At 70.9% G+C, this 12,603-nt stretch carries 13 protein-coding genes and 1 tRNA gene; 2 read left to right on the forward strand and 12 right to left on the reverse strand.

Translation table 11 applies throughout. The features are described from left to right. Positions 1-215 precede the first annotated feature (215 nt). The 4 genes from rsmA to rsmI all read right to left on the reverse strand — a co-directional run bounded on the left by rsmA (position 216) and on the right by rsmI (position 4,218). Positions 216-1,079, reverse strand: a complete 864-nt coding sequence (gene rsmA, locus G7071_RS01965) for a 16S rRNA (adenine(1518)-N(6)/adenine(1519)-N(6))-dimethyltransferase RsmA (RefSeq protein WP_166314233.1) — start codon at positions 1,077-1,079, stop codon at positions 216-218. Positions 1,080-1,096: 17 nt separating this feature from the next. Next, on the reverse strand, positions 1,097-2,236 hold the full coding sequence (locus G7071_RS19545) for a resuscitation-promoting factor (protein WP_166314236.1): 1,140 nt from the start codon (positions 2,234-2,236) through the stop codon (positions 1,097-1,099). 259 nt (positions 2,237-2,495) lie between these two features. Further along, complete coding sequence (locus tag G7071_RS01975) at positions 2,496-3,272, reverse strand: TatD family hydrolase (protein WP_246210312.1); 777 nt, start codon at positions 3,270-3,272, stop codon at positions 2,496-2,498. Positions 3,273-3,366: 94 nt separating this feature from the next. Then, positions 3,367-4,218, reverse strand: coding sequence for a 16S rRNA (cytidine(1402)-2'-O)-methyltransferase (gene rsmI, locus G7071_RS01980; RefSeq protein ID WP_166314242.1), 852 nt, complete (start codon positions 4,216-4,218; stop codon positions 3,367-3,369). Between the two features lie 50 nt (positions 4,219-4,268). On the opposite strand from rsmI, the gene G7071_RS01985 reads away from it, so the two are divergent. Continuing rightward, on the forward strand, positions 4,269-5,888 hold the full coding sequence (locus G7071_RS01985) for a dolichyl-phosphate-mannose--protein mannosyltransferase (RefSeq protein WP_166314245.1): 1,620 nt from the start codon (positions 4,269-4,271) through the stop codon (positions 5,886-5,888). 54 nt (positions 5,889-5,942) lie between these two features. Here G7071_RS01985 and G7071_RS01990 read toward each other — a convergent pair. The 7 genes from G7071_RS01990 to G7071_RS02020 form a co-directional block, all read right to left on the reverse strand. Beyond that, a tRNA-Ala gene (locus G7071_RS01990) sits at positions 5,943-6,018 on the reverse strand. 69 nt (positions 6,019-6,087) lie between these two features. Further along, positions 6,088-6,930, reverse strand: coding sequence for a divisome protein SepX/GlpR (gene sepX, locus G7071_RS01995; RefSeq protein WP_166314248.1), 843 nt, complete (start codon positions 6,928-6,930; stop codon positions 6,088-6,090). Between the two features lie 193 nt (positions 6,931-7,123). Further along, entirely contained in the window at positions 7,124-7,729 is a 606-nt protein-coding gene (locus G7071_RS02000; RefSeq protein ID WP_166314251.1) for a GNAT family N-acetyltransferase, read from the reverse strand. After that, positions 7,729-8,211 carry a MogA/MoaB family molybdenum cofactor biosynthesis protein gene (locus G7071_RS02005; RefSeq protein WP_166314254.1) on the reverse strand — a complete coding sequence of 161 codons (483 nt, stop codon included), beginning with the start codon at positions 8,209-8,211 and terminating at the stop codon, positions 7,729-7,731. The genes G7071_RS02000 and G7071_RS02005 overlap by 1 nt, the downstream gene beginning before the upstream one ends. Beyond that, entirely contained in the window at positions 8,208-8,678 is a 471-nt protein-coding gene (moaC, locus tag G7071_RS02010) for a cyclic pyranopterin monophosphate synthase MoaC (RefSeq protein WP_166314257.1), read from the reverse strand. Before moaC ends, G7071_RS02005 begins: the two co-directional genes overlap by 4 nt. Further along, positions 8,679-9,908 (reverse strand): molybdotransferase-like divisome protein Glp, encoded by a 1,230-nt coding sequence (gene glp / locus G7071_RS02015; protein ID WP_166314260.1) that lies wholly within the window; start codon positions 9,906-9,908, stop codon positions 8,679-8,681. It lies immediately after the preceding gene. Next, on the reverse strand, positions 9,901-11,283 hold the full coding sequence (locus tag G7071_RS02020; RefSeq protein ID WP_166314263.1) for a UTP--glucose-1-phosphate uridylyltransferase: 1,383 nt from the start codon (positions 11,281-11,283) through the stop codon (positions 9,901-9,903). The genes glp and G7071_RS02020 overlap by 8 nt, the downstream gene beginning before the upstream one ends. Positions 11,284-11,305: 22 nt before the next feature. Between G7071_RS02020 and G7071_RS02025 the strand changes: the two genes are divergently transcribed. Continuing rightward, positions 11,306-11,887, forward strand: a complete 582-nt coding sequence (locus tag G7071_RS02025) for a 5-formyltetrahydrofolate cyclo-ligase (RefSeq protein WP_246210313.1) — start codon at positions 11,306-11,308, stop codon at positions 11,885-11,887. Here the strand turns inward: G7071_RS02025 and G7071_RS02030 are convergent. Continuing rightward, positions 11,880-12,596 (reverse strand): AIM24 family protein, encoded by a 717-nt coding sequence (locus tag G7071_RS02030; protein WP_166314266.1) that lies wholly within the window; start codon positions 12,594-12,596, stop codon positions 11,880-11,882. The genes G7071_RS02025 and G7071_RS02030 overlap by 8 nt on opposite strands. Between the last annotated feature and the right edge of the window lie 7 nt (positions 12,597-12,603).

Raw genomic sequence — 12,603 nt, forward strand, 5'->3', positions numbered from 1 at the left:
GTTGCCGGGGCCGGACGGGACGTCCACCAGGTCGATGTGGTCGGCCACCTCGAGCCCGAGGCCGGGCTCCTCGGCGAGCGACAGCCTGACGTCGTCATAGAGGCCGATCGCCTGGTAGACGGTGTCGAGGGGATGGAAGCCGTCCTCGCGCAGCGCACCGACCCCGAGGTGCAGGTTGATCTTGGCGGCTGCCCTGACGGTGACCGAGCGGGCGCTCACCACTCCAGGCCCTCGGCGATGCGCGCGAAGTCGGCGACGGTGAGGACCTCGCCGCGGGCGGTCGGGTCGATGCCGGCGTGTGCGAGAGCCCGCTCGGCCGCCTCGGTGGACCCCGCGAGCGGGCGCAGCGCGGCGCGGATCTGCTTGCGGCGCGTGGCGAAGGCGGCGTCGATGACGGTGAAGACCTGCTGGCGCGTCGCCGTGGTCGACGGCGGGTCGCAGCGGGTCCAGGCCACCAGGCCCGAGTCGACGTTGGGGGCGGGCCAGAAGACGTTGCGGCCGATGGTGCCGGCCCGCCGGACGTCGGCGAACCACGCGGCCTTGACCGACGGCACGCCATAGACCTTGGAGCCCGGCCCGGCAGCGAGGCGGTCGGCGACCTCGGCCTGCACCATCACCAGCCCTCGTTCGAGGGACGGGAGCAGCGTGAGCATGTGGATCAGGACCGGCACCGAGACGTTGTAGGGCAGGTTGGCGACCAGGGCCGTCGGTGGCGGACCGGGAATCGACTCGATCCGCATCGCGTCTCCGAGGATCACCTCGAAGGCGTCGACCTGACCGGGCGCATAGGCGGCGATCGTCGCGGGCAGGCGCTCGGCCAGCAGGGGGTCGACCTCGACGGCGACGACCCTCTGGGCCACGTCGAGCAGCGCGAGCGTCAGGGAGCCGAGACCCGGCCCCACCTCGACGACCACGTCGTCGCGCCCGATGCCGGAGTCCCTGACGATCCGACGCACGGTGTTGGCGTCGATGACGAAGTTCTGCCCGCGCTGCTTGGTGGGTCGCAGGTCCAGCTCGGCCGCGAGCGCACGAACTTCCGCCGGCCCGAGAAGCCTCGGACCGGCGGAAGGGGTGCTCATGCGGTGCAGGCTATCGGTCAGCGCGGCAGGCCCAGCTTCGCGGAGCAGCTCGGCCAGGAGCCATAGCCACCGGTTGCGTCCCGCAGTCGCGTCGCGACGGCGATCTGGGTCTCCCGGGAGGCGTTGCTGGGCAGGCCGGTGCCGCCGTACGCCTGCCAGGTCCCGAGGTTGAACTGCAGGCCGCCGTAGTAGCCGTTGCCGGTGTTGATGGCCCAGTTGCCGCCCGACTCGCACTGTGCGAGGGAGTCCCACACCGTGCTGCCGCCGGCGAAGTTGGCGGCCGAGGCCACCACCTCCTCCTTGGTGCCGACCTTGACGATCGTGGCGATCGGCTTGCGCTGGACGTCCGCACTGACGACGCGGGTCGCGACGACCTTGCCGTTGCGGACGGTCAGCTTGTAGGTCACGTCGCGCACACCGTCACGGCCCGCGCGGACGACCTCGTCCTCGCCCTCGAACATCGAGGCGTCCTCGCGCTCGACGACGGCGGCCTCGATCGTCTCGTTGCGGACCCGCTTGGTGACGATCCGGACGTCGGTGAGCACGATCTTGTCGCCGTCGGCGATCTCGGCGCCCAGCCGAGGCTTCACGACGTCGTGCTCGGAGACCTTGACGCCGAGCTCCTCGAGCACCTCGCGGACCGTGAGCGCGGTGATGTTGCGCTTCTTCGGGTCCTGCTTGCCGATCCGCACCTTGACCGTCTTGGGCGTCGTCACCTCGAGGCGGGTGCCGCTTCGCGAGATCACCTCGTCACGGTCCAGCGACAGGTCCGCCGCGGAGTAGCCGCGACCGATCTCGCCCAGCGCACTGGCCACGTCGGCGGAGTTGACCCAGTAGGTGCGCTCCTCGCCGTCGACGCTCAGCTCGAGCCGACGGGCGAACTTCACCGAGATGCGGGTGCCGTCCTCGACGGACTCGTCGAGCGCGGGGGCCACGAGGTCCTTGTCGCTGATCTCGATGCCCTGGTCGTCGAGGACCTCGCCGACGGTGCCACCCGTCGCGCTGATCGTCTCCGACTCCCCGTCGAGGGTGAGGGTCACCGAGTTGCTGAGGGCGGCGAACCCGAGGGTCGAGCCGGCGACGGCGATGACGATGGCGGCGACGAGGGTCGCCAGGACGGCCTTGGACTTGCTGAGGTGTGCGATGCGGTCGCGCACGGTTCTCCGAACGTCGTACTTCCCGGGCCTCGGGGCGTCAGCGCACCCTGCAGGACGACCCGGCCACCGGTGGCTGCGGTGGGGAGGCGTGCGAGCGGGGGGTCTCGCGGAGGGAGCTCATACCAACCTCCAGGCGCTGGCGGAACGTTCCCGATCCCGGCCAACAGTCACAGGACGATAACGGTGATGCGTGGTAGTACAAAGTCGAACGGCACAATTCACCGCCGTTCGTGACCAGGCTCTCGTCCTTCCCCACCCCCTACCAGGCGCCCCCGAACGCCCGTTCGGTGTTGACGTCGATCGCGTGGCACAGCCCCTCGAGCTCGTCTCCGCGCACCTCGGCCATCGCGCGGACGGTGAGCGGCACGAGGTAGGAGGCGTTGGGCCGCCCGCGGAACGGCGTCGGCGTGAGGTATGGCGCGTCCGTCTCCACGAGGATGCGGTCGAGCGGCGTCGCGGCGAGCGCGGCGCGGATCGGATCGGCGTTCTTGAAGGTGATCGTCCCCGCGAAGCTCAGGTGGGCCCCTCGGTCCAGGCAGGCACGGGCGAAGTCACGATCCCCGGAGAAGCAGTGCATGACCCACCGCTCGGGCACGCCCTCCTCGTCCAGGACCTCGAGGACCTCGTCGTGGGCGTCGCGGTCGTGGATGACCAGGGTCTTGTCCAGGCGCTTGGCCAGGTCGATGTGACGGCGGAAGCTCTCCCGCTGCGCGGGGCGACCCTCCTCGCCCGTCCTGAAGTGGTCGAGACCCGTCTCCCCCACCGCCCGCACGCGGTCGTGCGCCCCGGCCAGGGCCTCGATCTCGGCCATGGCCGCGTCCAGGTCGTCGACCTTCGGTGCCTCGTTGGGGTGCAGGGCGACCCCGGCGATCAGCTCGGGGTGCTCTTCGGCAGCCGCCACGGCCCAGCGCGCCCCGGGCAGGTCACAACCGATCTGGACGATCCGGGTGACGTTGACCGAGACCGCCAGGTCGATCGCCTCCCGGGTCTCGAGCCACTCACCGTCCGCGATGTCGAGGTGACAGTGGTTGTCCACGACAGGATGCGGAAGCCGGTCGGGGACCGCTGGGCGCTCCCGGTCGCGGCGCACTCCCGACTGCTCCTCGGTCGAGGCCCTGGTGCGGGTCGGCTCACTTGTTGGCCTGTTTGTGGACACAGTCGTAGACCTCTCGCTTGGGGACCCCGGCGCGTCTGGCGACGTCCGCGATCGCTTCCTTCCGGGTCGCCCCGGCTGCCTCCTCCTCGGCCACGGCTGCGCGCAGCGAGTCAGGGTCGCTGTCCACGTCGGCCCGGGCGGGCGAGCCTGACACGACGATGGTCACCTCGCCCCGCACTCCCTGCGCCGCCCAGTCGACGAGGTCGGCGAGCGGCCCGCGGCGTACTTCTTCGTGCGTCTTGGTCAGCTCACGGCACACGGCCGCCGACCGGTCGCCGCCCAGCACCCCGGCCATCGCGGCCAGGGCAGCGTGCGTGCGGTGGGGTGCTTCGAAGAAGACCATCGTGCGCTCCTCCCGCGACAGCGCGGCGAGGCGCCGGCTGCGTTCACCGGGCTTGCGAGGCAGGAAGCCCTCGAAGCAGAACCGGTCGACCGGGAGCCCGCTGACGGCGAGGGCGGTCAGCACCGCGCTCGGACCGGGCACGGCGGTCACGGTGATGTCGTGCTCGACGGCCGCGACCACGAGCCGATAGCCGGGGTCGGAGACGCTGGGCATCCCGGCGTCGGTGACCAGGACCACGCGATCGCCGGCCAGCAGGGCCTCGAGCAGCACCGGCGTCCGCGACGCCTCGTTGCCCTCGAAGTAGGAGACCACTCGACCACCGAGGCTGATCCCGAGCTCGCTGGTCAGCCGCTTGAGCCGTCGGGTGTCCTCGGCCGCGACGACGTCGGCCCCGGCGAGCTCGGAGGCGAGGCGGGGAGGCGCGTCGCCGTACTGCCCGATCGGCGTGGCTGCGAGCACGAGCACGCCGGTGGTGGTGGACATGCTCCGATCATGTCAGGGCGGTCGGGGGCAGACGCTCTAGAGTCTGCGGCGTGACCGCTCCCGCCGATGTCAGCCTGTCGCGCACGGCGGCGGGCAGCGAGGTCCCGTCGGTGCAGGACCGCGCACTCCCGCGCTGGCGCACCGACGACCCGCTCGTCGGGTGGGTCCTGGCGCTGGCGATCACCGGTCTCGCCTTCTTCCTGCGCTGGTGGAAGCTCGGCACGCCCCACCAGTTCAGCTTCGACGAGACGTACTACGCCAAGGACGCCTGGTCGATGCTCGAGCACGGCTACGTGCGCACCTACGTCGAGGACGCGGACAAGAGCATCCTCAACGGCGCCCCCACCGGGATCTGGCAGGACGCCCCCTCGATGGTGGTGCACCCTGAGGTGGGGAAGTGGCTGATCGCGCTCGGCGAGAAGGCCTTCGGGATGGAGCCCTTCGGCTGGCGCATCGCTGCTGCCGTCGTCGGCTCGCTGATGGTGCTCCTGATGTGTCGCTTCGTCCGGCGCGTGACCGGCTCGACGACGCTCGGCCTGGCCGGCGGGCTTCTGCTCGCCCTGGACGGCCTGCAGCTCGTGCTGTCGCGGCTGGCGCTGCTCGACATCTTCCTCGCCTTCTTCATCCTGCTCGGCGTCCACTGTGTCGTCGCCGACCGACAGTGGTTCCGCGCGCGGCTGGCCAAGGGCGCCCACCTGGTGTTCTTCCGACCCTGGTTGCTCGGTGCAGGCGTCGCCTTCGGCCTCGCGGTCGGCACCAAGTGGACGGCACTGTTCCCCCTCGCAGCCTTCGGCCTGCTGCTGACGGCGTGGAACTACGGCGCCCGCAGGTCGCACCGGCACCGGCTGGACGTCGTCAAGGCGCTCGTCGTCGACGGGCCGGTCGCGTTCGCCAGTCTCGTCCTGGTCGCCTTCGTCGTCTATGTCGCCAGCTGGACCGGTTGGCTCCAGCACGCCGGTGAGTACGAGCAGGCGCTGAGCAACACCCAATACACGACACACGACGGCGGCGAGCCGTGGGCGACCGCCTCCGAACCGGACAAGGAGGGCTTCGGCGAGGTCACCCAGTCGCTGCGATCGCTGTGGGACTACCACCAGGACGTGTATGCCTTCCACAGCCACTTCCTCAACGACAGTGACCACGTCTACGCCTCCAAGCCCGGAGGCTGGCTGCTGATGAACCGCCCCGTCGGGGTGGACGCCCAGCTCGACATCCAGCCCGGGACCCAGGGCTGCGACGCGCCGGACGGGTCGACGTGCCTGCGTCAGGTCCTCCTGCTGGGCAACCCGCTCATCTGGTGGGGCGGCAGCCTGGCGCTGGTCTTCGCACTCGTCCGCTGGGTCGGGGCGCGCGACTGGCGCTTCGGGGTCGCGGTCGTCGGGGTGGCTTCGACCTGGCTCCCGTGGCTGCTCTATGACGACCGGCCGATCTTCGTCTTCTACGCGATCGCCTGCCTGCCGTTCGTGGTGCTGGCGCTGACCCTGGCGCTGGGCAGCCTGGTGGGCTCCTCCAACGTGCCCTCGTCCAGACGGACGGCCGGGGTCGTGGTCGCCGGGTCCTACTTCGTGCTCTGCGTCCTGGCGTTCGCGTGGTTCTGGCCGGTGTGGACCGACCAGCTGATCACCCACGACGAGTGGCTGCGGCGGATCTGGTTCACCCGCTGGATCTGAGGCCGCTGGAGGGGAAATGCCGAACGGCCCGTCCGAGGACGGGCCGTTCGTCGCTGGTGGAGGTGAGGGGACTCGAACCCCTGGCCTTCTCGATGCGAACGAGACGCGCTACCAGCTGCGCCACACCCCCGAGCGAAGGGAAAAGATAGCACCCGACTTCCACGCCGACCCAATCGAATGGGCCCTCGCGCCGAGCGACTCAGGAGCCGGACGCGCGACGCCGCTCGACGTCGCGTTCAGCACGCGCCGACTCGTCGGCGTCGCGGGCCATGGCCGAGTCGTCGTCGTTGCGCCCCGACGACCAGACGCCAGTGGAGTCGAGGTCGATCGTCTGGACCGTACGCCGCGCGGCGGCCGGCTTGGAGACGTAGGTCGGCAGGGTGGTCGGCACCATGTCCCACGCGCCTTCGGCGCGCATCGGCTCCGCGCCCTCGGCGCGCATCGGCTCCGCGGCGGGCTCGACGGCGACGGCCTCGACGTCGGCCACGAGCGGGGAGTCGGCTGTCTCGGGGAGCTCGAAGATGATCTCGAGCGAGTTGGCGTCCGGGAACGCTGCGGTGAGGTGGGACTGGACCCGTGCTGGTCGAGCAGCCGCCCGTTCGCCCTTGACCATGACGCGGCAGGCGACGAGCCAGGCGACGAGCAGCCCTGCGGGGATGGCGGTGTAGGGCCAGGCGATCACCTGGGCGGCAGCCACGCCGATGACGGCGGTGTTGACGAGCAGGATCGCTGCCAGGACTCTGCGACGCCGCTTGGTGGCCTTGCGGACGGCGGCGCGCCGCTCGGCATACGTCGGGGTCGCTCGGGTCCTGGACGGCTTGGTGGCGACGGTCGGCGCGGACGGGTGCCGGGCGGGGGTCACGACCAGACGGGCGTCGCGACGGTTGACCGGCTCGCGGCGCGCGAGCACGCGCATCGTGTGGGAGAAGCGGTCGACCGAGCGGCTGCGCACCGCCTCGTCATGGTGCTCGAGCGCCTTCGGGATGAGATAGACGGCCCAGGCAACTGCCAGGGCAACGAAGATCAGTGCGCTCGGGTCCACGCCCCTGAGATTAGGTTCGCTACCCGAGGATGGGGCGGATGTCCATAGGTGTGTCGGGAAACTACTCGTGTGACTCGTGGGATTCGGGGCGCAGGAGCCGGTCGGTCGTGTCCGGAGCACAACTGGCGGCGGACGACATCGAATGAGCGGGTTCGTATGGCGCGCGCCGCCACTTGCGACCCGATGCGCCGTGTCAGGGCCGCCCCAGGCGGTTCAGCATCGGCTCGGTGCACTCCTCCACGGTCACGGCGAAGATCCGGTGGTCGCGCCAGGCCCCGTCGATGTGGAGGAACCGCGGCGCATAGCCGACCTCGAAGAGCCCCAGCTTCTCGACCACGCGCAGGGAGTTGGAGTTCTCCGGCCGGATGCAGATCTCGACGCGGTGCAGGCCGGCGGTGGTGAAGCAGTGGTCGATCACCAGGGCCACGGCGGTCGGCATCACCCCGCGGCCGGCCGCGTCCTTGTCGAGCCAATAGCCGATGGAGGCGAACTGTGCTGAGCCGCGGACGATGTTGTTGACCGTCACCTGGCCCACGAAGCGGCCGTCGACCTCGATCGCGAACGGCAGTGCCTGGCCACGGCGGGCGAGGCGGCGCAGTCGGCGCACGACCTGCGAGTAGTCGCCGGCAGCCGCTTCGTGACCCGGTGGCATCGTGGCGTCCCACGGCTGCAGCCAGTCCCGGTTGCGAGTGCGGACCTCACGCCAGGCCGCGACGTCCGAGGTCTCGAGGGGGCGCAGCCCGACGTCGCCGTGGGCCAGCCAGGCCGGCCAACCCGGCACCGACTTCCAGACGCCCATCAGTGATCGCTTCCCGCCACCTGCTCGACGGCGTGCTGCAGCACCGGGCCGAGCACGGCCAGGGCGTCCTTCACCCCGCCACGCGAGCCGGGGAGGTTGACCACCAGGCACGAGCCGGCGATGCCTGCGACGCCGCGCGAGAGCACCGCCGTCGGCACTCCCGCTGCCACGCCGTGGGCGCGGATCGCCTCCGCGATCCCGGGGATCTCCCGGTCCAGCAGCGGCCGGGTGGCTTCGGGCGTCCGGTCGGTCGGCGTGAGACCGGTGCCGCCGGTCGTGAGGACGACCCGGGCGCCGTCGTCGATCGCGGCCGCGATCGCCTCGGCGACCGGGTCGCCGTCGGGCACGACGGCCGGCGCGCCCACCGTGAATCCCTGCGACTGCAGCCAGGCGACGATCACCGGCCCGGTCTCGTCGTCGTAGACACCGGCGGCTGCCCGGTTGGACGCCACCACGACGGCGCCCTTGAGCTCGACGCTCATGGTCGCGCCCAGTCCCCCGACTTGCCGCCGGTCTTCGTCTCGACCCGCACGTCGGTGATGACCGCGGCCTTGTCGACGGACTTGACCATGTCGATCACGGTGAGCCCGGCCACGGCGACGGCGGTGAGCGCCTCCATCTCGACGCCGGTCCGGTCGGTGGTGGCGACCGTGGCCACGATGTCGACGGAGGCGTCGGTGACGCTGAGGTCGAGGGTCACCGACGAGAGTGCGAGCGGGTGGCACAACGGGATCAGCGACGGGGTCTGCTTGGCTCCCATGATCCCGGCCAGTCGCGCCACGGCGAGGGTGTCGCCCTTCGGAACCCCGGCTCCGCGCAGCAGGGCGACCACGTCGTCCGAGACCAGGACCCGGCCGGTTGCGGACGCCGTACGCGCGGTGACTGCCTTGCCGGAGACGTCGACCATCCGGGCAGCGCCCGCGTCGTCGAGGTGGGAGAAGGACGTCATCTAAAACTCCTCGTCGAGCCTGAGCACCGGGACCATGTCGCCGGCCTGGAGGGCGGTCGTGTCGGGGGGTACGACGATGAGTGCATTGCTGTCGGCCAGGTCGCCGAGCAGGTGGGACCCGGGTCCGCCGACCGGGCTGACGAAGGCGCCTCCCCGGTCGGAGTCCCAGGCGGCGCGCACCATCTGCTGCTTGCCCGCCGGCGACGACAGCCCGTGGGTGAGGCGAGCCCGCGACAGGGGCCGGGAATAGGGCAGCTTGCCCATCATCCGGCGGATCGCGGGGAGCACGAAGGTCTCGAAGGAGACGTAGGCCGAGACCGGGTTGCCCGGCAGGGTGAAGATCGGCGTCTGGTCCTCGCCCACGGTGCCGAAGCCCTGGGGCTTGCCGGGCTGCATCGCGACCCCGCCGAACCACACCGACCCCAGGGAGGACAGCGCCTCCTTGACCACGTCGAAGTCGCCCTCGCTGACCCCACCGCTGGTGACCACGATGTCGGCGCGCACGAGCTGGTCGCTGAGTGCGTCGGTGAAGGTGCGGGGGTCGTCGGGGACGATCCCGACCCGATAGGCGATGGCACCAGCAGCCCGCGCGGCGGCGGCGAGGAGGAAGGAGTTGCCGTCGTAGATGGAGTCGGAGCCGAGCGGCGAACCAGGCTCGCGCAGCTCCGAGCCGGTCGAGATGACCACGACGCGCGGCCGCGGGCGGCAGCGGACGGTGGCCCGTCCGATCGCGGCCAGCAGACCGAGGTGGCGGGGGCCGAGGACCGTGCCGTGCTCGAGGAGCTGGTCGCCCTCCTTGACGTCGTCACCGGCGACCCTGATGTGCTGGTGCTGTCGAGGCGCGCGGGTGATCCGCACCTGGGCGACCCCCCGGTCGGTCCACTCGTAGGGCACCACCGCGTCACAGCCGGTGGGCACCCGGGCGCCCGTCATGATCTTGGCCGCGGTGCCCGGCGAGAGGGCCATCAGGCTGGGACGCCCGGCGGCGATCTCCCCGACGACGGGCAGGTGGACCGGGTGGTCCTCGGAGGCGGACGCGACGTCGGCACAGGTCACCGCATAGCCGTCCATCCCGGAGTTGTCGAAGCCGGGCAGCGAGATGGAGGCGCTGACGTCCTCGGCCAGGGCGAGGCCGAGCGCGTCCATCAGGGGCTGGGGGAAGTCGGGCAACGGGGAGACCGTCGCCAGGATGCGCTCGACGAGGTCGGGGACGGGCAGCAGGTCAGGCATCTGCCACCAGTTCGGTCGAAGGTGCGATCCGCTGCGCACTGGGGGCCTGGATCTTCACGTCACCGACGACGCTGACGCCCTTGCCGAAGGTGACGTCACCATCGACGACCAGCGACGAGGCCTTCCGCAGTGAGGGCGCGCCCTCGGGGAAGCGCTTGTCGAAGTCGCCGACCAGCTTGTAGAAGCTGCCGTCGAGGTCGATGAAGGGCACCTCGTCGCAGGCCTGGTCGAGCACGAAGTCCTGGCCGAGGTCATAGACGTCGGAGCGCAGGACGAGCAGGTCGTTGGTCGTCTTCACCGGCACGAAGCGGTCACGCCCGACCTCGATGGTGCGCGACCCCTCGAAGACCTCGATGGCGGCACCCATCGCGGTCTCGACCTGGATCACCTCGGGCGTGGACGGGTCGGCCGGGTCGAGGTGCTTGACGTTGCGGATCAGTGGCAGCCCGAGGATGCCGCCGCGGGCGTCCAGCGCCTCGGCCATCGCGTCCAGGTCGAACCACAAGTTGTTGGTCGAGGTGAAGCGGTGGCGGTCGAGGTCGGCCAGCGCCTGCTTGTCGGCGTCGAGGGTCTGCGCCGACTCCCTCAGCACGATCCGGCCGTCCTCCTTGCGCCGCGCGAAGTGGCCGCCCTTGCGGTCCGAGGGCGTCCGACGGACCGCCTCGATCGCGAACGGCGCGCCCGTGCCCGCGAACCAGCCGGCCACCCGCGCGTCCGGAACCGCACCGAGGTTGTCGGAGTTGGAGACGAACACCCGGCGGTAGCCCGCCTCGCGCAGCTGCTCGAGCAGGCCGCTGCCCCGCAGCGCGGTGTAGATGTCACCGTGGCCGGGCGGGCACCACTCGAGGTCGGGGTTCTTGGGATACGACGCCGGCATCAGGTCCTTGGCGAGCAGCTTGGGAACCTTGTTCTGCAGGAACTCCAGCGGCAGGCCCGCGACGGGCAGGTCCTCGTAGCGCGCCACGGCGGCCATCGTGTCGGCCGAGGTGCGGAACGAGTTCATGAAGATCAGCGGGAGCGGGGCGGCGTACTCGCTGCGGAGGTGGAGCACCTGACGGGCGATGATGTCGAGGAAGCTCAGCCCACGTCGGACACACAGGAGCGACTTCGCACGGTCCATGCCCATCGACGTGCCGAGGCCGCCGTTGAGCTTGATCACGGCGGTGGTGCGGATCGCCTCGGCGGCGTCCTCGTCGCTCACCTCGACGTCGGCCAGCGACTCCATGTCGAGGGGGTCGATCGTCGACTCGGGGATCATCCCGGTCTCGCCGTGCTCCAACAACCGGTAGTAGTGCGCGAAGGTGTCGATGGCGATTGGATCGACGCCCGATTCCTGCATCTTGGTGCGTGCGAGCTCAAGCCCTTTGCTACCCATGCTCCGATCGTAGGCTGATGCCGTGAACCCGCGAGTCCAGCCCCCTGCGCTGCCGGCGAAGCAGGCGCTGCGCGACCAGGTCCTGGCTGCCCGCCGGCGCCGCCCGCTGATCGAGTCGGTGGCTGTCGCGGAGGCCATCGCGGACCACGTGCTGGCCTGGGATGCCGTACGCCGAGGAGCAGTCGTCGCCGCCTACGTCTCGGTCGGCCGCGAGCCCGGTACGGGACGGCTGCTGGAGCTGCTCGTCGCGGCCGGAAAGCGGGTCCTGCTCCCCGTCCTGTGCCCCGACAACGACCTCGACTGGGTCGCCTTCACCGGAGAGCTCGCCCCCGCCAGCCGCGGCCTGCTCGAGCCGGTCGGACCACGCCTGGGCCCGGACGCCATCGCGCAGGCCGACGTGGTGATCGTGCCGGGGCTGGCGGCATCGACGGCCGGCGACCGCCTCGGTCGTGGTGGCGGGTCCTATGACCGCGCACTCGCGCGGGTGCCGGCCGGTGTGCCCATCGCCGTCGTGCTGCACGAGGACGAGGCCGGGCGCGACGTGCCCACCCAGGACCACGACCGTCGTGTCACGCACACGGTGACGCCAGCCGGGATCAGCTGAGCAGATCGCCGATCAGGCCGCCCGGCCCGCCGGACTTGCCGCCGCCGTTGGCCGTGGGCGGCACCCACTCGAAGGGCTGGACGACGACGAACCCGGGTCCGTGGAAGGAATACTGGAACGCCTCGCCGGACCCGCCGCGCAGCATCGACTTCATGTTCATGCTCGACACCACGGTGGGCACCAGGGACGAGGACCACGCGACAGCCGCCTGGACGTCGACGAACGTCGGCTGCTGCGAGCAGTCGAGGACGACCGGCTGCCCGACGGTGCACAGGGCGACGGTGCCGGCGCCGCGCACGGTGGTGTTGAACAGGCCACCGGCCATCATGCCGGCCCCCCGGACCCGGTTGATGTCCCACTCCATCGTCGCGTCGAAGGCGAGGAGGTTGCGGCCGTTGACCGAGATCCCGTCCCCCTCGAGCGTGATCAGGTGGACGTGCCCGGCCTCCTGGGCGAAGAAGACCTCGCCCTGGCCGGACACCCGCATCAGCGGGATGTCCTCGCTGGTGACGACCTTCTTGAGCAGCTTGGCCATCGACCCGGACTTCTCGTGGTCGAAGCGGACCTGGCCCTGGAAGGCCACCATCGCGCCCTTGACCGCGAGCACGTCGGGGCCGAGCGAGACCCGGAGCATCCGGCTGTTCTGGAGGGCGAACCGCTGCCCGTCGGCGATCTCGAGGTTCTCGGGGGTGAACAGCTCACTCTTCATGGCGCCA

The sequence above is a fragment of the Nocardioides piscis genome (genome assembly GCF_011300215.1).
Lineage (GTDB): Bacteria > Actinomycetota > Actinomycetes > Propionibacteriales > Nocardioidaceae > Nocardioides > Nocardioides piscis.

Excerpts from the sequence above, each read along its gene's own strand:
- glp (WP_166314260.1), bottom strand. The coding sequence starts at position 9,908 with ATGCCTGACCTGCTGCCCGTCCCCGACCTCGTCGAGCGCATCCTGGCG.
- rsmI (WP_166314242.1), bottom strand. The coding sequence starts at position 4,218 with ATGTCCACCACCACCGGCGTGCTCGTGCTCGCAGCCACGCCGATCGGG.
- rsmA (WP_166314233.1), bottom strand. The coding sequence starts at position 1,079 with ATGAGCACCCCTTCCGCCGGTCCGAGGCTTCTCGGGCCGGCGGAAGTT.
- G7071_RS02000 (WP_166314251.1), bottom strand. The coding sequence starts at position 7,729 with ATGGGCGTCTGGAAGTCGGTGCCGGGTTGGCCGGCCTGGCTGGCCCAC.
- moaC (WP_166314257.1), bottom strand. The coding sequence starts at position 8,678 with ATGACGTCCTTCTCCCACCTCGACGACGCGGGCGCTGCCCGGATGGTC.
- G7071_RS02020 (WP_166314263.1), bottom strand. The coding sequence starts at position 11,283 with ATGGGTAGCAAAGGGCTTGAGCTCGCACGCACCAAGATGCAGGAATCG.
- G7071_RS02005 (WP_166314254.1), bottom strand. The coding sequence starts at position 8,211 with ATGAGCGTCGAGCTCAAGGGCGCCGTCGTGGTGGCGTCCAACCGGGCA.
- G7071_RS02030 (WP_166314266.1), bottom strand. The coding sequence starts at position 12,596 with ATGAAGAGTGAGCTGTTCACCCCCGAGAACCTCGAGATCGCCGACGGG.